This is a genomic window from Stenotrophomonas sp. 28608_Sma (assembly GCF_056486185.1).
On the sequence record NZ_CM151308.1, the window covers coordinates 1,299,300 to 1,320,386 of the forward strand.

Annotated in this window: 16 protein-coding genes; 10 read left to right on the forward strand and 6 right to left on the reverse strand. The window is 66.6% G+C overall.

Features of this window, described 5'->3' with window-relative positions; all coding sequences use genetic code 11:
* Positions 1 to 18: 18 nt before the first annotated feature.
* Together rpmA and cgtA are read left to right on the forward strand one after the other, a co-directional pair.
* On the forward strand, positions 19 to 282 hold the full coding sequence (gene rpmA / locus ACZLHH_RS05955) for a 50S ribosomal protein L27 (protein WP_005415704.1): 264 nt from the start codon (positions 19 to 21) through the stop codon (positions 280 to 282).
* 177 nt (positions 283 to 459) lie between these two features.
* A complete protein-coding gene (cgtA, locus tag ACZLHH_RS05960; protein WP_032127584.1) occupies positions 460 to 1,512 on the forward strand; it encodes an Obg family GTPase CgtA in 1,053 nt (350 codons plus the stop codon).
* 206 nt (positions 1,513 to 1,718) lie between these two features.
* Here the strand turns inward: cgtA and rpsT are convergent, their stop codons facing one another.
* Positions 1,719 to 1,988 carry a 30S ribosomal protein S20 gene (rpsT, locus tag ACZLHH_RS05965; RefSeq protein WP_005408560.1) on the reverse strand — a complete coding sequence of 90 codons (270 nt, stop codon included), beginning with the start codon at positions 1,986 to 1,988 and terminating at the stop codon, positions 1,719 to 1,721.
* A gap of 117 nt (positions 1,989 to 2,105) precedes the next feature.
* Here rpsT and murJ point away from each other — a divergent pair, with 117 nt between their 5' ends.
* From murJ to ACZLHH_RS06000, 7 genes are all read left to right on the forward strand, one after another.
* Positions 2,106 to 3,710, forward strand: a complete 1,605-nt coding sequence (gene murJ, locus ACZLHH_RS05970; protein WP_180845322.1) for a murein biosynthesis integral membrane protein MurJ — start codon at positions 2,106 to 2,108, stop codon at positions 3,708 to 3,710.
* Positions 3,711 to 3,785: 75 nt separating this feature from the next.
* Positions 3,786 to 4,733: a bifunctional riboflavin kinase/FAD synthetase gene (locus tag ACZLHH_RS05975; protein WP_032127582.1), complete on the forward strand. Its 948-nt coding sequence runs from the start codon at positions 3,786 to 3,788 to the stop codon at positions 4,731 to 4,733.
* Complete coding sequence (ileS, locus tag ACZLHH_RS05980; protein WP_107433601.1) at positions 4,730 to 7,561, forward strand: isoleucine--tRNA ligase; 2,832 nt, start codon at positions 4,730 to 4,732, stop codon at positions 7,559 to 7,561. The genes ACZLHH_RS05975 and ileS overlap by 4 nt, the downstream gene beginning before the upstream one ends.
* Complete coding sequence (lspA, locus tag ACZLHH_RS05985; protein ID WP_049424357.1) at positions 7,561 to 8,085, forward strand: signal peptidase II; 525 nt, start codon at positions 7,561 to 7,563, stop codon at positions 8,083 to 8,085. The genes ileS and lspA overlap by 1 nt, the downstream gene beginning before the upstream one ends.
* Before the next feature lie 27 nt (positions 8,086 to 8,112).
* A complete protein-coding gene (gene ispH / locus ACZLHH_RS05990; protein WP_049424359.1) occupies positions 8,113 to 9,063 on the forward strand; it encodes a 4-hydroxy-3-methylbut-2-enyl diphosphate reductase in 951 nt (316 codons plus the stop codon).
* 201 nt (positions 9,064 to 9,264) lie between these two features.
* Positions 9,265 to 11,148: a M61 family metallopeptidase gene (locus ACZLHH_RS05995; RefSeq protein ID WP_180845323.1), complete on the forward strand. Its 1,884-nt coding sequence runs from the start codon at positions 9,265 to 9,267 to the stop codon at positions 11,146 to 11,148.
* Entirely contained in the window at positions 11,145 to 11,810 is a 666-nt protein-coding gene (locus tag ACZLHH_RS06000) for a lysoplasmalogenase (protein WP_180845324.1), read from the forward strand. Before ACZLHH_RS05995 ends, ACZLHH_RS06000 begins: the two co-directional genes overlap by 4 nt.
* An 83-nt stretch (positions 11,811 to 11,893) precedes the next feature.
* Here the strand turns inward: ACZLHH_RS06000 and ACZLHH_RS06005 are convergent, their stop codons facing one another.
* From ACZLHH_RS06005 to ACZLHH_RS06025, 5 genes are read right to left on the reverse strand one after another with little or no spacing between them, the layout of a single operon-like run.
* Complete coding sequence (locus ACZLHH_RS06005) at positions 11,894 to 12,613, reverse strand: hypothetical protein (RefSeq protein ID WP_032127576.1); 720 nt, start codon at positions 12,611 to 12,613, stop codon at positions 11,894 to 11,896.
* Complete coding sequence (locus ACZLHH_RS06010) at positions 12,610 to 13,566, reverse strand: hypothetical protein (RefSeq protein ID WP_032127575.1); 957 nt, start codon at positions 13,564 to 13,566, stop codon at positions 12,610 to 12,612. The genes ACZLHH_RS06005 and ACZLHH_RS06010 overlap by 4 nt, the downstream gene beginning before the upstream one ends.
* Before the next feature lie 46 nt (positions 13,567 to 13,612).
* Positions 13,613 to 16,411 (reverse strand): TonB-dependent receptor plug domain-containing protein, encoded by a 2,799-nt coding sequence (locus tag ACZLHH_RS06015; protein WP_180845325.1) that lies wholly within the window; start codon positions 16,409 to 16,411, stop codon positions 13,613 to 13,615.
* Between the two features lie 11 nt (positions 16,412 to 16,422).
* The gene (locus tag ACZLHH_RS06020) at positions 16,423 to 17,391 is read right to left on the reverse strand and encodes a FecR family protein (protein WP_049424370.1); all 969 of its coding nucleotides are present in this window, start codon (positions 17,389 to 17,391) and stop codon (positions 16,423 to 16,425) included.
* On the reverse strand, positions 17,388 to 17,867 hold the full coding sequence (locus tag ACZLHH_RS06025; RefSeq protein WP_235202849.1) for an RNA polymerase sigma factor: 480 nt from the start codon (positions 17,865 to 17,867) through the stop codon (positions 17,388 to 17,390). The genes ACZLHH_RS06020 and ACZLHH_RS06025 overlap by 4 nt, the downstream gene beginning before the upstream one ends.
* A gap of 286 nt (positions 17,868 to 18,153) precedes the next feature.
* Between ACZLHH_RS06025 and ACZLHH_RS06030 the strand changes: the two genes are divergently transcribed.
* Positions 18,154 to 21,027, forward strand: coding sequence for an autotransporter domain-containing protein (locus tag ACZLHH_RS06030; RefSeq protein WP_180845326.1), 2,874 nt, complete (start codon positions 18,154 to 18,156; stop codon positions 21,025 to 21,027).
* Positions 21,028 to 21,087 lie beyond the last annotated feature (60 nt).

Genomic DNA, 21,087 nt, shown 5'->3' on the forward strand with positions numbered 1-21,087 from the left:
GCATCAGGAGAAGCAGTCATGGCACATAAAAAGGGCGTAGGCTCCTCGCGCAACGGTCGCGACTCCAACCCGAAGTACCTGGGCGTCAAGATCTTCGGCGGCCAGGCCATCGAAGCCGGCAACATCATCGTGCGTCAGCGCGGCACCCAGTTCCACCCGGGTTCGGGCGTTGGCCTGGGCCGTGACCACACCCTGTTCGCCCTCGTGGACGGCAAGGTGGAGTTCTCGGTCAAGGGCGCCAAGAAGCGTCGCACCGTCAGCATCGTCTCGGCCGACGCCTGATCCAGGCATCGCCGGCACCCGTGCCTCGGCATGGGGGTGCTGCATGAAGAGCCCCGCTTCGGCGGGGCTTTTCGTTAGAGTGAAAGCAAGACCGGCCAGGCCGGGGTGCCGGCCAGTGGCTGGCATAACATTCAAGGCGACGGCAGGCAGGCCGCGCCCATCGCAGGCATCGAAACAATGAAACTGGTAGACGAAGCAGAAATCGAAGTGTTCGCCGGCAACGGCGGCAACGGCTGCATTGGCTTCCGTCGCGAGAAGTTCATTCCGCTCGGCGGCCCGGACGGCGGCGACGGCGGTGCGGGCGGCAGCGTGTACATCCGCGCCGACGAAAACCTGAACACCCTGGTCGACTTCCGCCATGACCGCATCTTCAAGGCGCAGCGTGGCGAGAACGGCATGGGCCGCCAGGCCTATGGCAAGGGCGGCGAAGACCTGACCATCACCGTGCCGGTCGGCACCGTGGTGATCAACGTCGCCACCGATGAAATCATCGGCGACCTGACCCAGCATGGTGATCGCCTGCTGGTGGCGCAGGGCGGTCGTGGTGGTCTGGGCAACATGCACTTCAAGAGCTCGACCAACCGCTCGCCGCGCCAGGCGCTGCCGGGCGAGCCGGGCGAAGAGCGCACGCTGAAGCTGGAGCTGAAGCTGCTGGCCGACGTCGGCCTGCTGGGCTTCCCCAACGCTGGCAAGAGCACCCTGATCCGTGCCGTTTCGGCGGCGACGCCGAAGGTGGCCGATTACCCGTTCACCACGCTGTACCCGAACCTGGGTGTGGTGAAGGTGGAGAACTACCGCAGCTTCGTGATTGCCGACATTCCCGGCCTGATCGAAGGCGCTGCCGACGGTGCCGGCCTGGGTGCGCAGTTCCTGCGCCACCTGCAGCGCACCCGCCTGCTGCTGCACCTGGTGGACATCTCGCCGATGGAAGGCGGTGTGGAAGGCATTTCCCCGGTCGAGCAGGTGCGCGCGATCGAGCGCGAACTGGAAAAGCATGATCCGGAGCTGCTGCAGAAGCCGCGCTGGCTGGTGCTGAACAAGGCCGACCTGATGTTTGAAGACGAAGCGAAGGCTGCGGCCGAACAGATCGTCGCCGAGCTGGGCTGGAAGGAGCCGTGGTTCCTGGTTTCCGCGCTGGGCCGCGAAGGTACCTTCCCGATCATGAGCCGGATCATGGCCTTCTTCGATCGCCAGAAGGAAGACGAGCTGGAAGCCCGCAACGCGCAGTAATGCTGTTGTGGTTCCATGCGAAAAACCCGGCTTCGGCCGGGTTTTTCATTTTCCATTAGTGCCGGCCGCTGGCCGGCATTCCTCGGGGTTGCCGGCCAGCGGCCGGCACTACCGGATCGCGTGGATCGCAGGCAACAAAAAACCCGGCCGGGGCCGGGTTCTTTTCTGCTGCCCGACCCCCGAAGGGGCAGGGCGGCAACGCCGGATCAGGCGGCCTTGAGGGCCTTGATGCGGTCGTTCAGGCGGCTCTTGTGGCGAGCAGCCTTGTTCTTGTGGATCAGGCCACGCGCGCTGAAGCGATCCAGGATCGGCTGGGCAACGGCGAAGGCGGCTTCGGCGCCGGCGGCATCGTTGGCGTCCAGCGCCTTGATCACTTTCTTGACAGCGGTGCGCAGCATCGAGCGCTGAGCCACGTTGCGCGCGTTGCGCACGACGGTCTGCTTGGCGCGCTTCTTGGCGGACTTGATATTGGCCACGGTGGTGGTTTCCTGAAAAAATCGGTGTTATGGGAACAGCAAGCTAGCTAGTATGATGGCCCGAGAAATGCACGTCAAGTCGATTGTCAAGAGGGACGCTGAGTGAGTTCACCGAAGATGTTGCGAGGCCTGCTGTCGTTCAGCAGCATGACCATGGTCTCGCGGGTGCTCGGACTTGTCCGTGACCAGGTGATCACCACCACGTTCGGCACCAATGCGGTCACCGATGCGTTCTGGGTTGCCTTCAGGGTACCCAATTTCCTGCGCCGGTTGTTCGCCGAAGGCTCCTTCGCCACCGCTTTCGTGCCGGTGTTCACGGAAGTGAAGGAAACCCGCAGCCATGCCGAGCTGCGTGAACTGATGGCCCGCACCGCCGGCACCCTGGGTGGGGTGCTGATGCTGGTTACCGCGCTGGCGCTGATCTTCGCGCCGCAGCTGGCGGTCGCATTCTCGAGTGGTGCTGATACCGACCCGGTCAAGCAGACCCTGCTGGTCGACCTGTTCCGCCTGACCTTCCCGTTCCTGTTGTTCGTCTCGTTGACCGCGCTGGCCGGTGGCGCGCTGAACAGCTTCCAGCGTTTCGCGATGCCAGCGCTGACCCCGGTCATCCTCAACCTGTGCATGATCGCCGGTGCGCTATGGCTGGCGCCGCGGCTGGGCGGCACCCCGGAAAAACAGATCCTGGCGCTGGGCTGGGCGGTACTCGCCGCCGGCATCCTGCAGCTGCTGTTCCAGCTGCCCTCGCTGAAGGGCATCAACCTGCTGACCCTGCCGCGCTGGGGCTGGCGCCATCCGGGCGTGCGCAAGGTGCTGACGCTGATGGTGCCGACCCTGTTCGGTTCGTCGGTGGCGCAGATCAACCTGCTGCTGGATACCCTCATCGCGGCCAAGCTGACCGACGGCTCGCAGTCGTGGCTGTCGCTGGCCGATCGCTTCCTGGAGCTGCCGCTGGGTGTGTTCGGCGTGGCGCTGGGCACGGTGATCCTGCCGGCGCTGGCCCGCCATCACGTCAGCACCGACCGCGAGGGTTTCTCGCGCTCGCTGGACTGGGGCCTGCGGATGACCCTGCTGATCTCGGTGCCGGCCATGCTGGGCCTGCTGCTGCTGGCCGAGCCGCTGATCGCCACTCTGTTCCAGTACCGCCAGTTCACCGCCTTCGATACCCGCATGACCGCGCTGTCGGTGTACGGCCTGAGTTTCGGCCTGCCGGCGTTCGCCCTGCTGAAGGTGGTGCTGCCGGCGTTCTATGCCCGACAGGACACCAAGACCCCGGTCCGTGCCGGTGTGGCCGCGCTGGTGGCCAACATGGTGTTCAACTTCGCCCTGCTGGCCGTGCTCTACCAGGTCATGGTGCCGGACGAGCTGAAGGCGCAGGGCGTGATGGCGGCCATCGGCAAGCAGCCGGGCCTGCACCTGGCGCTGGGCATCGCCAGCGCACTGTCCAGTTACCTGAACCTGGGCCTGCTCTGGTACTGGCTGGGCAAGACCGATGTCTACCAGCGCCGGCCGGGCTGGGGCGGCTACCTGGTGCGGCTGCTGCTGGCCTGTGCGGCCATGGTCGGCGTGCTGTTGGCCCTGCTGCACTGGGTTCCCGACTTCACCGTCATGGACAAATGGCACCGTATCGGTGGCCTGATTCTGCTGGTCGGCGGCGGTGGCGCGACCTATGCGGTGGCCATGCTGGCGATGGGCTTCCGCCCGCGCGACCTGCGTGGGCATTGATCGCGGCCCGTGGCGGCTATACTTCAGGGTTACACCATTGAAGCAGCGGCCCCGGTCGGGCCGGAACGAGAGTTGATGAGCAGGCTGTTCAGAAGCGTCGAGGGCGGGGAGCTGTTCCCCAACGGAAGCGTGGTCTGTATCGGTGCATTCGACGGCCTCCACCTGGGCCATCGTGCGCTGGTCCGCCACGCGGTTGCCCGCGCGCGCGCCTTGGGCGTGGCCGCGGTGGCCGTGGCGTTCGAGCCGCTGCCGCGTGAATTCTTCGCCCAGGGCACGCCGCCGCCGCGGCTGACCCTGGCGCGCAGCAAGGTCGAGATCCTGCGCGAGCTCGGCGTCGATGCGATCGGCCTGTTGCGTTTCGACGCGGCGATGGCGGCGATGCCGGCCGAGACCTTCGTGCGCCAGTTGCTGGTCAATCGCCTGAGTGCGCGTGAGGTCTGGATCGGGCCGGAGTTCTGCTTCGGCAACCGCCGCCGCGGCGACCTGGCCCTGCTGCAGCAGCTCGGCGCCGAGCTCGGCTTCAGCGCCGGCGAGATCGAAGCGGTCGATCTGCACGGCGAGCGCATCTCCAGCACCCGCATCCGCCAGCTGCTGCAGGACGGCGATTTCGCCCGTGCCGGCGATCTGCTCGGCCGTCCCTACGCGATCAGCGGGCGGGTGGTGCGTGGGCGCCAGCTCGGCCGCACGCTGGGCTTCCCCACCGCCAACCTGCGGTTCCCGAAGACCCCGGCGCTGTCGGGCATCTACGCGACCTGGGTGCACGGCGTGTTCGACCAGCCGTGGCCGTCGGTGTCCAGCTTCGGCACGCGGCCGACGGTGGACGGCGTGGAGCCGCTGCTGGAAGCGCACCTGTTTGATTTCCAGGGCGACCTGTACGGGCGCCACATCGACGTAGAGTTCGTCGCCAAGCTGCGCGACGAAGAGAAATTCAATGATCTGGCGGCGCTGACCGACCAGATGCACCGCGATGCCGAACAGGCGCGCGCCATCCTTTCCGAACATAGATTGCGAGCCACTGCGTGAGCCAGGACTACAAGACCACCCTGAACCTGCCAGCCACCGAATTCCCGATGCGCGGCGACCTGCCCAAGCGCGAGCCGGGCATTCTGGCGCGGTGGGAAGAGCAGGGGCTCTACCAGCAGCTGCGCGACAACGCCGCCGGCCGCCCGCTGTTCGTGCTGCATGACGGCCCGCCGTACGCCAACGGCCGCATCCACCTGGGCCACGCGGTCAACAAGATCCTGAAGGACATCATCGTCAAGTCGCGCTACCTGGCCGGCTTCGATGCGCCCTACGTGCCGGGCTGGGACTGCCACGGCCTGCCGATCGAGATCGCGGTCGAGAAGAAGTGGGGCAAGGTCGGCACCAAGCTCGACGCGGTTGAATTCCGGCAGAAGTGCCGCGAGTTCGCCGAAGAGCAGATCAACATCCAGCGCGTGGACTTCAAGCGCCTGGGCGTCACCGGCGACTGGGACAACCCGTACAAGACCTTGAGCTTCGACTTCGAAGCCAACGAGATCCGTGCGCTGGCCAAGGTCGTGGCCAATGGCCACCTGGTGCGTGGCGCCAAGCCGGTGTACTGGTGCTTCGACTGTGGCTCGGCGCTGGCCGAGGCCGAGATCGAGTACCAGGAAAAGGAATCGCCGGCGATCGACGTGGCCTACGCCGCGCGCGATGCGCAGGCCATCGGCCAGGCGTTCGGCGTGAGCGTGCCGGCTGACGTGGAAGTGGCCGTGCCGATCTGGACCACCACCCCGTGGACGTTGCCGGCTTCGCTGGCGGTGTCGCTGGGCGCGGAGATCAACTACGTGCTGGCCGAAGGCCCGGCGCACAACGGCAAGCGCCGTTGGCTGGTGCTGGCCGCGGCCCTGGCCGAGCGCGCGCTGCAGCGCTATGGCGTCGAAAACGTGGTGCTGCACGGTGAAACCACCGGTGCCGCGCTGGAGAACCAGCTGCTGGCGCACCCGTTCTACCCGGAGCGCGAGATCCTGGTGCTCAACGGCGAGCACGTCTCCGACGAGGACGGTACCGGTGCGGTGCACACCGCCCCCGGCCACGGCCAGGAAGACTTCGTGGTCAGCCAGAAGTACGGCCTGCTGGACAAGTACAACGCCGGCCAGGTGACCCCGATCGACGGCCGTGGCGTGTACCTGGAATCGACCCCGCCGGCCGGTGACGTGGTGCTGGCCGGCCAGCACCTGTGGAAGGCGCAGGAGGCCATCGTCAGCGTGCTGCGCGACAACGGTTCGCTGCTGGCCTTCCACCCGATCCGCCACAGCTACCCGCACTGCTGGCGCCACAAGACGCCGGTGGTGTTCCGCGCCACCCCGCAGTGGTTCATCTCGATGGACAAGGCCAACCTGCGCAACGATGCGCTGGCCGCCATCGATACCGTCGGCTGGTTCCCGACCTGGGGCAAGGCGCGCATCCAGAGCATGGTCGACGGTCGTCCGGACTGGACCATCTCGCGCCAGCGCACCTGGGGCGTGCCGATCGCACTGTTCACCCATCGCCAGACCGGCGAGATCCACCCGCGTTCGGTGGAGCTGATGCAGCAGGTCGCCGACCGCGTCGAGGCTGAGGGCATCGACGTGTGGTATTCGCTGGATGCTGCTGAACTGCTGGGCGCCGAAGCGGCCGACTACGAGAAGGTCACCGACATCCTCGACGTCTGGTTCGACTCGGGCGTGACCCATGAAGGCGTGCTTGCGGCGCGTGGCTTCGGCAAGCCGGCCGACCTGTACCTGGAAGGTTCCGACCAGCACCGCGGCTGGTTCCAGTCCTCGCTGCTGACCGGCGTGGCGATCGACAAGCGCGCGCCGTACAAGCAGTGCCTGACCCACGGCTTCACCGTGGACGAGCACGGCCGCAAGATGTCCAAGTCGCTGGGCAACGGCATCGAGCCGCAGGACATCATGAACAAGCTGGGCGCGGACATCCTGCGCCTGTGGATCGCCTCGGCCGACTACAGCAACGAGATGTCGCTGTCGCAGGAGATCCTCAAGCGCAACGCCGACGCCTACCGTCGCCTGCGCAACACCGCACGCTTCCTGCTCGGCAACCTGGACGGTTTCGATCCGGCCCAGCACCTGCAGCCGCTCGACCAGATGGTCGCGCTGGACCGCTGGATCGTGCATCGCGCGTGGGAGCTGCAGGAGAAGATCAAGGCGGCCTACGACGGCTACAACATGGCCGAGATCGTGCAGCTGCTGCTGAACTTCTGCAGCGTGGACCTGGGCTCGCTGTACCTGGACGTGACCAAGGACCGCCTGTACACGATGCCGACCGATTCGCACGGTCGCCGTTCGGCACAGAGCGCGATGTACCACATCGCCGAAGCGTTCACCCGCTGGGTGGCGCCGATCCTGACCTTCACCGCCGACGAGCTGTGGGGCTATCTGCCGGGCGAGCATGCCGGCCATGTGCTGTTCACCACCTGGTACGACGGCCTGGCGCCGCTGCCGGCCGATGCCCAGCTCAACGCCGCCGACTTCGACCAGCTGCTGGCCGTGCGCGAGCAGGTGGCCAAGGTGCTCGAGCCGATGCGTGCCAACGGCGCGATCGGTGCCGCGCTGGAAGCGGAAATCACCATCGCCGCCAGCGAAGAGCAGGCCGCGAAGTGGCAGCCGCTGGCCGATGAACTGCGTTTCCTGTTCATCAGTGGCGACGTGCAGGTGCGCCCAGCGACCACCGACGAGGTGTTCGTCAGCGCCCAGCCGACCACCAAGGCCAAGTGCGTGCGCTGCTGGCACCACCGCGCCGACGTCGGCAGCAACGCCGACCACCCGGAACTGTGCGGCCGCTGCGTGAGCAACATCACCGGCGCCGGTGAAGTGCGGAGCTGGTTCTGATGGCCGCGCCCCGTCCGCATCCGAACGCCCTGGTCTGGCTGCTGCTGTCGGCCGCCATCATCGGCCTGGACCAGTGGTCCAAGGCCTGGGTGTTGTCGAGCCTGCCGGAGTTCCAGCCAGTGGTGGTCATCGACGGCTTCTGGAACTGGTACCGCACCTACAACACCGGTGCCGCGTTCAGTTTCCTGAGCGACGCCGGTGGCTGGCAGAAACACTTCTTCACCGTGTTGGCGATCGTCATCAGCGGCCTGATGGCCTGGTGGCTGCGTAGCACTGCCCGCGGCAACTGGAAGGCCGCGGTGCCGTACGCGCTGATCATCGGTGGCGCCATCGGCAACGTGATCGACCGCCAGGTGCACGGCCACGTGGTCGACTTCATCCAGTGGTACGTGGGCAGCTACACCTGGCCCTCGTTCAACATCGCCGATTCGGCCATCGTGGTGGGTGCCATCGGCATCGCCCTGTTTGGCCTGTTCGACGGCAAGTCCGCCAAAAAGGCGGATAATGCCAATCCGAAACCGTAAGCCGGCCGCTGCCGGGAGACTGAACTGATGGATGTGCTGCTCGCCAACCCGCGTGGATTCTGTGCCGGCGTCGATCGTGCGATCGAGATCGTCAAGCGCGCGATCGAAACGCTGGGCGCGCCCATCTACGTCCGCCATGAAGTGGTGCACAACCGCTTCGTGGTCGACGACCTGAAGCAGCGCGGTGCGATCTTCGTCGAGGAACTCGATGAAGTGCCGGACAACAACACGGTCATTTTCAGCGCGCATGGCGTGTCCCAGGCCGTGCGCCAGGAGGCCGAGCGTCGTGGCCTGAAGGTGTTCGACGCCACCTGCCCGCTGGTGACCAAGGTCCACTTCGAAGTCGCCCGCCACTGCCGTGCCGGCCGTGACGTGGTGCTGATCGGCCACGCCGGTCACCCGGAAGTGGAGGGCACCATGGGCCAGTGGAACCGCGAAGCCGGCACCGGCCAGATCTATCTGGTCGAGGATGTCGAGCAGGTTGCCACGCTGCACATCAACCAGCCGGAAAACTTCGCCTATACCACCCAGACCACGCTGTCGGTGGATGATACGCGCGGCATCATCGATGCATTGCGCGAGCGTTTCCCGGCAATGCAGGGCCCGAAGAACGACGACATCTGCTACGCCACGCAGAACCGCCAGGACGCCGTGCGCGATCTGGCCAAGCGCTGCGACCTGGTGCTGGTGGTCGGCTCGCCGAACAGTTCCAACTCCAACCGCTTGAGCGAGCTGGCCCGTCGTGAGGGCGTGGAGTCGTACCTGATCGACGGCGCGCACGAGATCGACCCGCAGTGGGTGGTTGGCAAGCAGCACATCGGTGTGACCGCAGGTGCCTCGGCGCCGCAGGTGCTGGTTGATGGCGTGCTGGCGCGTCTGGCCGAGCTGGGCGCCAGCGGCGTGGGCGAGCTGGACGGCGAACCGGAATCGATGGTGTTCGCGCTGCCAAAGGAACTGCGCCTGCGCCTGGTCGACTGACCGGGAAGCGCCTCATCCACGCATGGCGTGGATCTACTGAAACTGCTCTGGTGGGTGCGAACCAGCACAAGGTGGGTGCGAACCTTGGTTCGCACGCTTCTGTACATGCACGAATGGGCGCTCGCCCATGACCTTTGGCCATGGGGCAGGGCACTTTACGGGCCTAGCATCGGAAGATTCTCCGTTGTTGGAAGTTGCCCGATGAAGACCCGAGCCTTGGCGATGTCGTTGCTGTTCGCGCTGGCGGCCACGCCTGCACTTGCGCAGACCTCGCCACCGGCGAACGCGGCGGCTCCCGGCCTGCTGCGCATCGATGTCGACGCGCGCGATCTGGCCCGTCGCATCTTCAAGGTGACCGCCACCGTGCCGGTCAAGCCCGGCCCGGTCACCCTGCTGTACCCGCAGTGGATTCCCGGCAACCATTCGCCCACCGGTCCGATCGACAAGCTGGCCGGACTGCGCGTAACGGCCAACGGCAAGCCGCTGGCCTGGCAGCGCGACCAGTTCAACGTCTATGCGTTCAAGGTGAACGTGCCCGAGGGCGTGAGCGAGATCGTCGCCCACTTCGATTTCCTGTCCTCGCAGGGCGGCAGCCAGGGCCGGGTGGTGATGACCCCGGAAATGCTCAACCTGCAGTGGAACGCCAATTCGCTGTATCCGGCCGGCGTCGATGCGCGCAACCTGCAGGCGCAGGCCAGCGTGACCCTGCCCAAGGGCTGGTCGTTCGCCACTGCGCTGGAAACCGCGCGACGCGACGGTGACACCGTGGTGTTCAAGCCGATCTCGTATGACCATCTGGTCGATTCGCCGTTGTTCGCCGGCGAGCACTACCAGCGCATCGATCTCGACCCGGGTGCGAAGGTGCCGGTGCACCTCAATGTGTTCGCCGACGACGCCAAGTCGCTGAAGCCGACCGACGAACAGATCAAGCTGCACCGCGCGCTGGTGCAGCAGGCCGACAAGCTCTATGGGGCGCGCCATTACAACCACTATGAGTTCCTGCTGGCGTTGACCGACCGCCTCGGTGGCATTGGTCTGGAACACCACCGTTCCAGCGAGAACAGTGCCGATCCAGGCTACTTCACAGAGTGGGACAGCAACGCGTGGATGCGCGACCTGCTGCCGCATGAGTACACCCATTCGTGGAACGGGAAGTACCGTCGCGGCGCCGATCTGGCCACCGCCAATTTCAACGTGCCGATGGGCGACAGCCTGCTGTGGGTGTACGAGGGCCAGACCCAGTTCTGGGGCCAGGTGCTGGCCGCGCGCTCAGGCCTGTGGTCGACGGCGCAGGCGCGCGACATGCTGGCCAACGTGGCCGCGACCTATGACCGTGGCCGCCCGGGGCTGGCCTGGCGCCCACTGCAGGACACCACCAACGACCCGACCATCGCCCAGCGCCGCACCCTGCCGTACCGCAACTACCAGATGAGCGAGGACTACTACTCCGGCGGCCAGATGCTGTGGCTGGAAGTGGAGGGCAAGCTGCGCGAACAGAGCGGCAATCGCCGCAGCCTGGACGACTTCGCACGTGCGTTCTTCGGCGTCGGCAATGGCAGTTGGGACGTCAATCCGTACACCTTCGATGATGTGGTCGCGACCTTGAACGGTATCGCGCCGTACGACTGGGCGACGTTCCTGCGCGGGCGCCTGGATGGCCACGGTTCGTTGACCGGCGGCCTGGAACTGGCGGGCTGGAAGCTGGTTTACCGCGATACCCCGAACGACGCCTACAAGGCGCAGGAAAAGCGCGCCAAGGCGGCGTTGCTGGCGTACTCACTGGGTGCGACCGTGCTCGACAACGGCACGGTCGGTGACGTGATCTGGGACAGTCCGGCGTTCAACGCCGGTCTTGCACCGGGCATGAAGGTGATCGCGGTTGGCGGCCGTGAATACAGCAGCCAGCGCTTGAAGGATGCAGTCACCGCCGCAGCAAAGGACAAGGCGCCGATCGTGTTGCTGGTGAAGCAGTTCGATCGCATCGAAACGATGAGCATCGCCTACCACGGTGGCCTGCAGTACCCGGTGCTGGAGCGCATCGCCGGCAAGCCTGACCGCCTGGCGGACCTGTGGAAGGCGCGATGAAACCGCGTGCCCGCGATGGCGTGATCCTGCTGATGGCGGTCTTCGCCATCATCGGCGCGTTCCTGCATGGCGATGGGCGCTGGCTGCATTGGCTGGCCAAGCCGGCCACCACGCTGCTGATCGCTGCCATCGTCTGGGGCGTGCATGATCCGGTGCAGCCGTTCTATCGGCGTGCGGTGCTGGCCGGCATGCTGCTCTCGTGCGTGGGCGATATCGCACTGATGCTGCCGATGGATGCGTTCGTACCAGGGCTGGTCGCATTCCTGCTGGCGCATGTCTGCTACATCATCGCCTTCCGCGGAGGCCTGCGTGCCGGGCGTGGGCTGGTCGGCGCCAGCGTCCTGCTCGGTGCGTTTGCCGTGCTCAACGTGCTGGGCCTGTGGCCACACCTGCCCGCACCGATGCGTATTCCGGTGCTGGCGTACGTGGTGGTGCTGGCATCGATGGCGGTGCTGGCCCTGGCACGGCAGTGGCGCCGCCCGCAGCCTGACGCCATGGAGGCCGCCAGTGCCCGTTGGGCCGCTGCCGGTGCCGTGCTGTTCGTCGCCAGCGATTCCCTGTTGGCCTGGGACCGCTTCGCCGGTGGCCTGCCGCTGGCCAGCCTGCTGGTGCTGTCCACGTACTACGCCGCGCAGTACGCCATCGCGCGCTCGGTGAAATAGAAAAAGGGGACGGAGGGGATTAAGTCGCAAACCGCACCAAGGCACATACGACTTAATCCCCTCCGTCCCCTTTTTTGTGTGGCCTACCGGCGGCTCACGCCGCGCAGGGCGCCCTGCGCATCGAACTGCAGGCGCACGGATTCGCGGTCACCGGCGACTTCGTCCGGCAGCCATACCAGCTTGCCGGCTTTGCGCACGATCACGTAGACGTGGCCGACTTCAGATGCGGGGTTCTGCAGTGCATTGCGCTGTTCCTGCAGCGCCTGCGCCACGCGCGGAACAGCCTCGAAATCGATGCTGGCCAGGGATGTGCTGCTGCGCTGCAGGCTGATGGTCGGCGCGAACTGCTGCGGGTTCACCGGATTGCCCTTGCGCCATTGGCCACGTTCAAAGTGATAGCTGTCGACGTGGCCCGGCTGTTGCGGATCGACCAGATCGAGGTTGATGCGGCCATCGTCGTAGAAGTGGATGCTGTGGAAGACCGTCAGCCGCTGGCCGGCCAGCGCTGGCATCTGCTCCAGTGCCTGACGGGCAGCCAGCAGGTAGTCCGCATCGAACAGGCGGTTGTTGCGCTCGGGCGCTCCAGCGGTGCTCGCGGCGGGGAAGGGCGCCGGGGACGGCACAAGCGATGCGGATTGTTCGCGCGGCGACTGGGACGAGACGGACGCGGGCAACCGGTCCGGCTGTACCGAATGCCCCAGCGTTTCGCTGATGGTCTGCAGGGCGCCTCCGGCAACGGCCACGCCCGCCAGAACCAGCAGCAGTACCAGGAACACGGTGCGGGTTGAGGGCGGCTGTTTCATACTCCCTCCAGGCGCACGTTGCTGCGGTCATCCGGGTCGTACAGCAGCGTCACATGCTCGCGCGGGATGTTGGCCAGTTCAATCAGCGGGATGAAGCGGCGCACGCGAGCCTGCTGCACGTTGCCTTCGCGGTCGATGTATTCCAGCTGGAACTCCACCTGCGGCTGTTCGTTGAGGTAGGTGCCGGTCTGACGCACCTTCAACACCCTGGCCTCCACGCCGATGCCGCGATACTTCAGCGCATCGCCGCGGGCATCGGCGTGCAGCAGGCGGCCGAGCAGGCGGAGGCCCAGCGCATAGCCACACAGCACCAGCGGGCACACCAGCAGCGGGTGACCGAACGACAGGAAGGTCCAGCCCAGCCCCTCGCTCTGCAGCTGGTAGGCCCACACATAGGCAGCGGCAACGATGGCGATGCCGAGTGCTGCACCGATGCCGCGCCGCCACAGGCTGGCGACATTCAGTTCGGGCTGGGCACCGTCCAGCACGATGTTGGGGAATGCTCCGGGTGTCCGGCCCAGGCGCGCATCGATGTGCCTGCCCACCTCGAAGCGATGCAGCTGGGGTTTGCTGTCGACCACCAGCATCTGTTCGCGGACCGGCGTACCGGACAGGTTCTTGAAGGACAACTGCAGTTTCCATTGCGCGAACCCACGTACCTGCACGCCGGTCTGTTCGGCCTGCTCGATCAGCGCACTGCGCGGTTCACCGTCGGCCAGGATCGACTGCACCCGGTGCAGTGCGCGTGGCGGCCCCAGCAACAGGTAGTGCAGGAAGGCGAACAGCAGCATCAGCCACAGCACCATCGACAGTGCGAGCAGCAACAGTGCCAGCCACGGTGCGCTGCGGTCGACCAGCGCTACCGGCCACGAAGTGCCGAAATAGAGAATGCAGGGAAAAGGCAACGCGAAGAACAGCAGGAACGCGCCCCAGAACCAGAGATAGGCTTTCATGGGGGAAGGGGACCGCGGTGGAACAGGGCGCGTAGATTACTACGCTTCAGCGGAACTGCAGGGTAAGCAGGTAGTAGCGGCCGAGCGGATCGTCCAGCCCGGGCATCTGCCCGCCATTGCCGACCAGATAGTTCACCGGTTGCGTGTCCAGCACGTTGTGCACGTCCAGCGCTGCAACGATGCGCGGCCCCAGCCGGCGTGCGAGGTGCAGGTTCCAGCGCAGCTGCCGTGGGTTCATGCAGTGGTTCCGGTCGACCTGCTTCTGCGGGCACTCCGCCCCCGGCAGCCAGGCACGCGTGCGCCCGATCTGGTTGCCGCGCAGCGCGATGTCCCAGTTGCTGTTCTGCCATTGCACGTTCAACACCGCAGCCAGCTCGGGTGTCACATGACCACGCAGGTCCACGGCGGCCTCATGGTCACGGCGGCGAAGCAGTTCCTGCTGCTTCAGCGCATCGAGCGAAAACAACCATTGGCCGTTGCTGCCGCTGTCGATGTGGTACTCGCCACGCAGCACCCAGTTGCGGGAGGTGGTGCGGCCGATGTTGTCGAACGACAGGCGCAGGCTGCCCAGGTGGCCGTCTTCATCCAGTTCCCACGTGCTGCGGTTCCACACCGCATCGCTCGGCTGCAGGGCGAGGATCTCGTTGCGCAGTTCCACGATGTTGTGGGTCAGCGACAGCGAGAATGTGTCGTTGGGCGTCCACGTGGCTGCCAGCGAATGGCTGCGTGATCGCTCGGCCTTCAGTGCATCGTTCTCAACCACGTTGGCCGTGACGCTGCAGCCGCCACCACGCGTGGCGATCGCACATTCCGGAAGGGCACTGGACACCGGAAGCGTGATCGAGCCGAAGTAGCCGGGAGGCCGCCGTTGCTCGAACAGGCTCGGTGCACGATAGCCGCGCCCGCTGGCCAGCAGGAACGACCAGTGCGGCGTCGGGCTCCAGCGCAGCCCGGCACGAGGCGAGAACGCCATGAAGCCGCCGTCGCGGTCCCAGCGTGCAGCCAGGTCCGCGCGCAACGTGGGGGCCAGCGGCAGGCCCAGCTCGGCGTAGACGCCACTGCTTTGTCGCGACAGGCGGCGTCGCTGCTGTGGCAGGCCCAGCGCAAGGTCGCCCTGACTCAGCAGTGCGTCCGGGCGCGAGGTCCAGCGTTCATGGCGCAGGTCGATGCCGGTGGCCAGCTGCGCATTGCCGCCGGGCATTGCCATCAGCTCACGCTGCACGCCCCACCAGCCCTGCCATTGTGCGGTGCTGCCGCGGTTGCGGATGGACGGAAACAGCGTGTCCGCCTCGGCCGCCGGCGGCGCGTCGAAACCGGGAGTGAACCTGCGCGCCTGCGTTGCTTCAAGCAGGCGTGTCGTGCGCACGGTGCCTGCAGTGGACAGGGTGACGTCGCTGCGCTGCGCGCTGATGCCCGCCTCCCAGCTGCGCCGGCCCTGGTCGCGGCCGATGCCGAAGGTAAGGTCGGCATCGGTAGCGCGGACGCTGGGGCGCACGTTGCCGGCCTCACGCAGCACACTGTTGAAGGTGATTCCGCGCGAGACCACCGCAACGGCGGTCGGGCCCAGATCGAAGCGCTGGCGGTTGTGACTGGCCCGCGCCTCGACATAGGCATAGCGTCCCTCACCACGTTCATGCCGGTAGTGCAGGAAGGCCGACGCGGTATCCGAGGCGGGCTGCAGCGACCGCGGCCGCGCGCTGTCAAACCAGCAGCCATCCTCGCGCCGCTTCAGGGGCGGCTCGCAGCGCCGGGCGGGCACGTACCAGTTGCCGAAGATCGCGCCGATCGGATACAGCGAGGTTTCCGCGTGCCAGTCACGCTGGTCACCGGCGACATGTTCGACACGGTGCAGATCGAGTCCGGCAAACCAGCGGTCCCCGTTGCCACGCGCGCCGCCCGTGGCGGCCTGCAGGCGGTACTGGCCCGCATCGCCGCGGCTGCTGAGCCCGGTCTGCAGCATGGCTTCGGGCCCATCGGCCTGGTCGCGCAGGATGATGTTGACCACGCCGGACATGGCGTCGGCCCCATAGATGGCCGAGGCACCACCGCGTACCAGTTCGATGCGGTCGACGAAGCTCAGCGGAATGCCGCCGAGGTCGGTGAGCCCACCCTGTTCCAGCGACACCATCGGATAGCGCGGCAGGCGCCGGCCGTTGACCAGGAACAGCGTCGCCCGCGGGCCCATGCCGTCGAGACTGGTGGTGGCCGCTGCGCCCACCGGCAGGTACTGCGAATCGCCGCCGCGCGAGGTGCTCATGGCCGGATGGCCGTTCATGCCGGGCAGGTGCCGCAGCAGGTCGAACAGATTGCCGTAGCCGCTGCGCAGGATATCGTCGCGATCGATGGTGGTGACCGGCAGTGTGGTCTGCACCGAAGAGCGCGGCAGCCGGCTGCCGGTGACATGGATGGGCGCCAGTTCCACCTGGTGTGGCGTGTCGGCGGACTTGGGAGCCGGGCGCGGCAGGCGCGGGGCTGCGACCGCTTTCGGCGGCGTGGCAGGGGGCTCGGGATGGACGCGCCGCACGACAAAGGCACCGGATGAAGTGCGCAGGATGTTGACCGGCAGGCCGGCGACCAGCTGCTTCAGGGAGGCCCCGGTATCGCGTTGGTCACGGCTGCCGCCGGTGCGCAGATCATCCAGTTCACGTGCGTCGAACAGCAGGGCGGTGCCACTCTGCCGGGCCCATTGCTGCAGTGCCGGCACCAGTGGGCCGGCGCCCACGTCGATCTCCAGCGTGCCGGCGGGCTCGCCGGCATCGGCCATCGGTAGTGCGGCAACACCCAGTGCAAGGCATAGCAGGGCGCGGAGCAGCCCCCACTGCAGCGCACCCGGACCTGCCTTCACTGCCGGTCTCCTCAGTAGGTGCGGCGCAGTTCCAGCGCGCCATCCGGACGCGTCTGGCCAGCCACGGACCAACCCAGTTCCAGCGCCGACAGCAGCTCCTGTGCATCACCGGCGCGGAAGGTGCCGCTTACAGCCAGGTCGGTGATCTCCGGATCGACGATCACCAGTGGCGTGCGGCCATAACGGTTCATGCGCTCGACCACGATCGACAGTGGCGTGGCATCGAACACCAGTTGCCCACGCAGCCAGCCTTCAGCGGCTGCGTTGGACGAGAGGGCAGGGCCCGGCTGGATACGGCCGGATGGCAATACCTGCAGCTGTTGGCCGGGTGCCAGCGTGTGCTGCGCTGCGCCGTTGCTGACTTCCACGGCACCTTCCAGCAGTGCGACCTCGACCAGGCCGTCGCGCAGGCGTTCCACCTGGAAGGTCGTGCCGATGTCGCGGATCGTACTGCCGCCGGCGTGCAGCTGCAGCGCCTTGTTCGACGGAGCGACCTGCAGTTGCAGCCGACCCCGCTCCAGCACCAGATCACGATGACGCCAGCCGAAGCGGGCGCGGAGGGTGGTGCCGGCATCCAGCATGGCGACGCTGCCATCGGCCAGCGTCTGCTGCTGTGCCTGGTGCGAATCATTGGCGTAGACCTGTGGCGTCGGGTTGCCGTCGACGGCAACCATCCAGCCGATGCCGATCGCCATGCAGACACCGGCGGCAGCGGCCACACCCGGCAACCAGCGCCGGCGCGGCGGACGCGCCGCCCGTGCCGCGGCGGTGCGCAGCCAGGGGTCAGCCGCAAGCTCCGCACCCTGCTGGAACAGGGTTTCGGCCTGCACCCAGGCTTTGACGTGGGCCGGATCTTCGGCCAGCCAGTCCTCGAACGTTTCGCGTTCGGCCGATGTGCAGTCCGGGGCTTCCAGGCGGGCTACCCAGGCGCTGGCGCGTTCAAACAGCTGTGCATCATTCCTGTGCGGGGTGCCACTCATTGGCCGTCCCTGTCGTTGTGCAGCGGATCCGATCCCAACTCCTGACGCAGGCCCTGCAGGGCCCGGGCGATATGTTTTTCCACGGTCTTGGCAGTAATTCCACAATGCCGCGCGATCTGCGTGTAGCTCATGCCGGTGATGCGGTTGAGCAGATAGACCTCGCGTGCGCGTTCGGGCAGCTTGAACAGGGCCTGCCGCAGCAGGGACAGCATCTGCCCTGACTCGGCCTGGCGCAATGGATCGGGCGAGGAACTGGGCGGTTCGTCGCTGCCATCGTGTTCGGCCAGCGGCAGATGCGGCCGCGACTGCGGCGAGCGTCCGCGGTCTGCCAGGCGGTTGCGGGCGATACGATACAGCAGCAGGCGCAGTTCGTCCGGGCCCTGTGCGCGATAGCGGATCAGCCGCTCCATGCAGTCCTGCGCGATATCCTCCGCATCCTCAGGCCCGACCCCCCGCGTGCGCAGGAACGCGCACAGCGGTGCGCGCTCTTCGCGTACGAACGCGATGAAGGCATCCGCAGGTGCGGGCGGCTCCGGCGCGCGATGGATCAGGGGAGACGGGGTGGACAGGGCTGGCCTCGACTGTCGGTGGCGAATGCGTCATCGAGTTTTACGCGACGATGACCGGATGGGGAAGAGTGTGCATCGATCGGATTCTTATTGTGAATGTATTCATTTTTCAGGATCCGTTCCACTGGGGGAGATCGCCCCGCTGCGGCGTTGATCGTTCTACCCGCGTGTTGCGGGTGGAGAGAGAGAACGCATGAAGTATTCGAAGTTGAGCCTGGCCCTGGCCGGGCTGATGGGCGTTGGCGCCATCGCGGCAGCTGATGACGTCATGGCAATGAGTTATCACGTGCAGGACGATCGCGTCTTCCTCAGCGGCGGCGTCACCGTCGCCGATGTGGTGGCGCTGCCCGCACTGCTGGCCAAGGCGCAGGCTGAAGGCCGTCCGATCCGCGAAGTCGTGCTGCGAACGTCCAACGGTGGCGCGCTGATTGCCGGCGAGTGGCTGCAGGCGGTGATCCGTACCCAGGGCCTGGACACCATCGTGTCCGGCCACTGCATTTCGTCCTGCTCGATCATGCAGTCCGGTGGCGTCAACCGTTACCTCGGCGGCGATCTGCCGCTGGTCGACTCGGTGCAGATCCATGCCGCCAGCAGTGGTGGCAGGATCACCTATGCGCCGTCGGCGCGCATGACCCAGATCTACACAGACAACTACGGCGGCGGCATGGATGCGGGCCTGTTGCACAAGGCCATGTATGAAGTGGTGCAGCCCAATGGCCTGCTGGTATTCCGCGACCCGGCGCGTACCACGGGTACGTCGGTTACCTTCGATCCGGATGGCAGTGGGAGCAAGCTGGAGTCATTCCCGGGCCAGGACATCCGCAGCAACAGCATCATCAACACGGCGGGCTATCGCGATCCGGGCGACACCCTTCGTGTCACCAGCAACGTCAGCGGCGACATCAACCCGGGCTACCTTCGTACCGCGCGCCAGCTGCAGGCCTTTGTCGACGACGATTTCGCGCGCTGGAACACCGACTGGGCCAGCACCTACATCAACTATGCGGTGAGCCTGTACAACTTCTCCACGCGGGGGGCGAACGGTATCGGCGCGCAGTCGTTGCAGCAGCTGCTCGCCGACCCCGACCTCCAGGATGAACTGCGCGGCCAGCTGCGGCTGGCCGATCTGGATGCCTCGACCCTGGCCAACTCCGCCGGCGTGATCCGTGTCAGCAATGGCGCCACCTGGCGCACCGCTGAAACCACCGGCGCCGATTTCATTCTGGTGGACAACGGCACCATCGCACTGGAGGGTGGTGCGCTGCGCACCCCCGAGCTGCGGGTGATGCCGGGCAGCATCGTGGTCGGCCACGGTGATATCGCATCGGTCGGCACCGACAGCGATGCGCTGCTGGATGGCACCGGCCCGTCCTACCGCGAAGATGGCTTCAACCGCCTGCGCGTGTTCGGCACGCTGATGCCGCGCGGTGGGGACCTGGTGACCCACGGCTACGTCAACATCATGCCCGGCGGCCAGGTGTTGTTCGATGTTACCGAAACCGGTGGTACCGGCAATGGCCGCCTGCGCGTCGGCAGCTTCTACGATGGCGGCACCGAGGAGGGCGCGCTGGTGATCGCGCAGGGCGCACACCTTGCGTTGAATGTGGCCCAGGGCTTCTATGCCAGTGCCTACCGCCGCGATCTGGTGGAAGGGCCGATCTACCAGGGGGGCTTCCAGGATGTCGTGCGGCTGGGGGACGCCGGATACAGTGCCAGCATCACTGCCGGTGAAGTGTTCCGCCCGCGCCACAATTCACTGCTCAGCTTCAACGTGAAGCAGACGGCCGATGGCCTGTGGCTGACCGCCAACCCGGGCTTTGACCAGCTGGGCCTGTTCGCCAATGGCACGTCCGGCGACGGCCTGGGCCGCGCGCTGGCGACCGCCTCCGATCGCCAGGACAAGGGACTGAGATCGCTGCTGGGCGCACTGCAGTTCGCCGACCGCGATGTGATCGCACAACAGGCCGGTGCTCTGCGCGGTGATGCGCACGCCAGCCTGCGACTGGCCGACACTGCGCTGGTGGGCAGCATCGGCAACGTCGTGCAGCAGCACCAGTCGGCCATGCGCAGCGGCGGTGATGCCGATGGCCTGGCCTCTCAGGTGGCGCAGTCGGTCTCCTCCCAGCCGGGCATGCGCCATGGCAGCCTGTTCAACCAGCTGGCGATGCACCTGGTCGAGCCCGCGTCGGGCAGCGCCGCGGCCAGCGGTGATGCTGGACGCAGCCATGGCATCTGGGCGCGTGGTTTCGCCAGCCATGGTCGCATCGATGCCGACGGTGGCGTGGCCGGCCTGAGCCACACCATCGGTGGTATCGTGGTCGGTGCGGATACCCGTGTGGCCGATGACCGCGTGACCCTGGGCGTCAGCGTTGCCGCGGCGGACATGTCGACCAAGGCCAGCGATGGCTCTGGTTTCACTGGTGACGTGCGTGCGCTTGACGTGGGTGGCTACCTCGATGCGAGGTACGCGCGCGGCTATCTGTCGGCGGCCGTGCGCTACACCGATCTGCGCCACGATACCCGTCGCAGCATCAACGGCATCGATGGCCTGCAGCAGCCGCTGCGCGCCAAGTACAGCAACGATGCGATCTCCGCACGGGTGGAACATGCGTTCTCCTTCACGACCGGCAAGGGCCTGGTGATCCAGCCGTTGCTGCCGGTAGTGGACTACGCGCGTACCTCGGCCACCCGCTTCAACGAAGGGCAGGGGGGCGGTGCGCTGGTTGGCCGCAGCGGCAGCCTGGAGAGCATCCGCGTGGGTGCGGGCCTGCAGCTGTTCAAGACCTTCGAAGGCAACAACGGCGAGCGCATCACCCCGCGCGCCCGGGTGGTCTGGCAGAAGGAACTGGGCGATTCGCAGGCCCGCTACAGCACCGGCTTCGCCGCGGCACCGGATCTGGTGTTCGGCGCCAGCAGCCAGGCGGTGGGCGAGCAGGTGCTGGCCTGGAACCTGGGCGTGACCAGCCGTGCCAGCGAGCGGCTGTCCATCATGGCCGATTACGTGGGTGAGCGCCGCGACGGGCAGATCCAGAATGGCGTAATGCTGGGGCTGGGCTACAAGTTCTAAGTGGTGCACGGCACCGGCGATGAAGGCATCGCCGGTGCCATCCCCAGAACGCGCGTTGCT

Coding starts and splice junctions, on each gene's coding strand:
- rpmA (WP_005415704.1), top strand. CDS start 19: ATGGCACATAAAAAGGGCGTAGGCTCCTCGCGCAACGGTCGCGACTCC.
- cgtA (WP_032127584.1), top strand. CDS start 460: ATGAAACTGGTAGACGAAGCAGAAATCGAAGTGTTCGCCGGCAACGGC.
- murJ (WP_180845322.1), top strand. CDS start 2,106: ATGTTGCGAGGCCTGCTGTCGTTCAGCAGCATGACCATGGTCTCGCGG.
- ACZLHH_RS05975 (WP_032127582.1), top strand. CDS start 3,786: ATGAGCAGGCTGTTCAGAAGCGTCGAGGGCGGGGAGCTGTTCCCCAAC.
- lspA (WP_049424357.1), top strand. CDS start 7,561: ATGGCCGCGCCCCGTCCGCATCCGAACGCCCTGGTCTGGCTGCTGCTG.
- ispH (WP_049424359.1), top strand. CDS start 8,113: ATGGATGTGCTGCTCGCCAACCCGCGTGGATTCTGTGCCGGCGTCGAT.
- ACZLHH_RS05995 (WP_180845323.1), top strand. CDS start 9,265: ATGAAGACCCGAGCCTTGGCGATGTCGTTGCTGTTCGCGCTGGCGGCC.
- ACZLHH_RS06000 (WP_180845324.1), top strand. CDS start 11,145: ATGAAACCGCGTGCCCGCGATGGCGTGATCCTGCTGATGGCGGTCTTC.
- ACZLHH_RS06005 (WP_032127576.1), bottom strand. CDS start 12,613: ATGAAACAGCCGCCCTCAACCCGCACCGTGTTCCTGGTACTGCTGCTG.
- ACZLHH_RS06010 (WP_032127575.1), bottom strand. CDS start 13,566: ATGAAAGCCTATCTCTGGTTCTGGGGCGCGTTCCTGCTGTTCTTCGCG.
- ACZLHH_RS06020 (WP_049424370.1), bottom strand. CDS start 17,391: ATGAGTGGCACCCCGCACAGGAATGATGCACAGCTGTTTGAACGCGCC.
- ACZLHH_RS06030 (WP_180845326.1), top strand. CDS start 18,154: ATGAAGTATTCGAAGTTGAGCCTGGCCCTGGCCGGGCTGATGGGCGTT.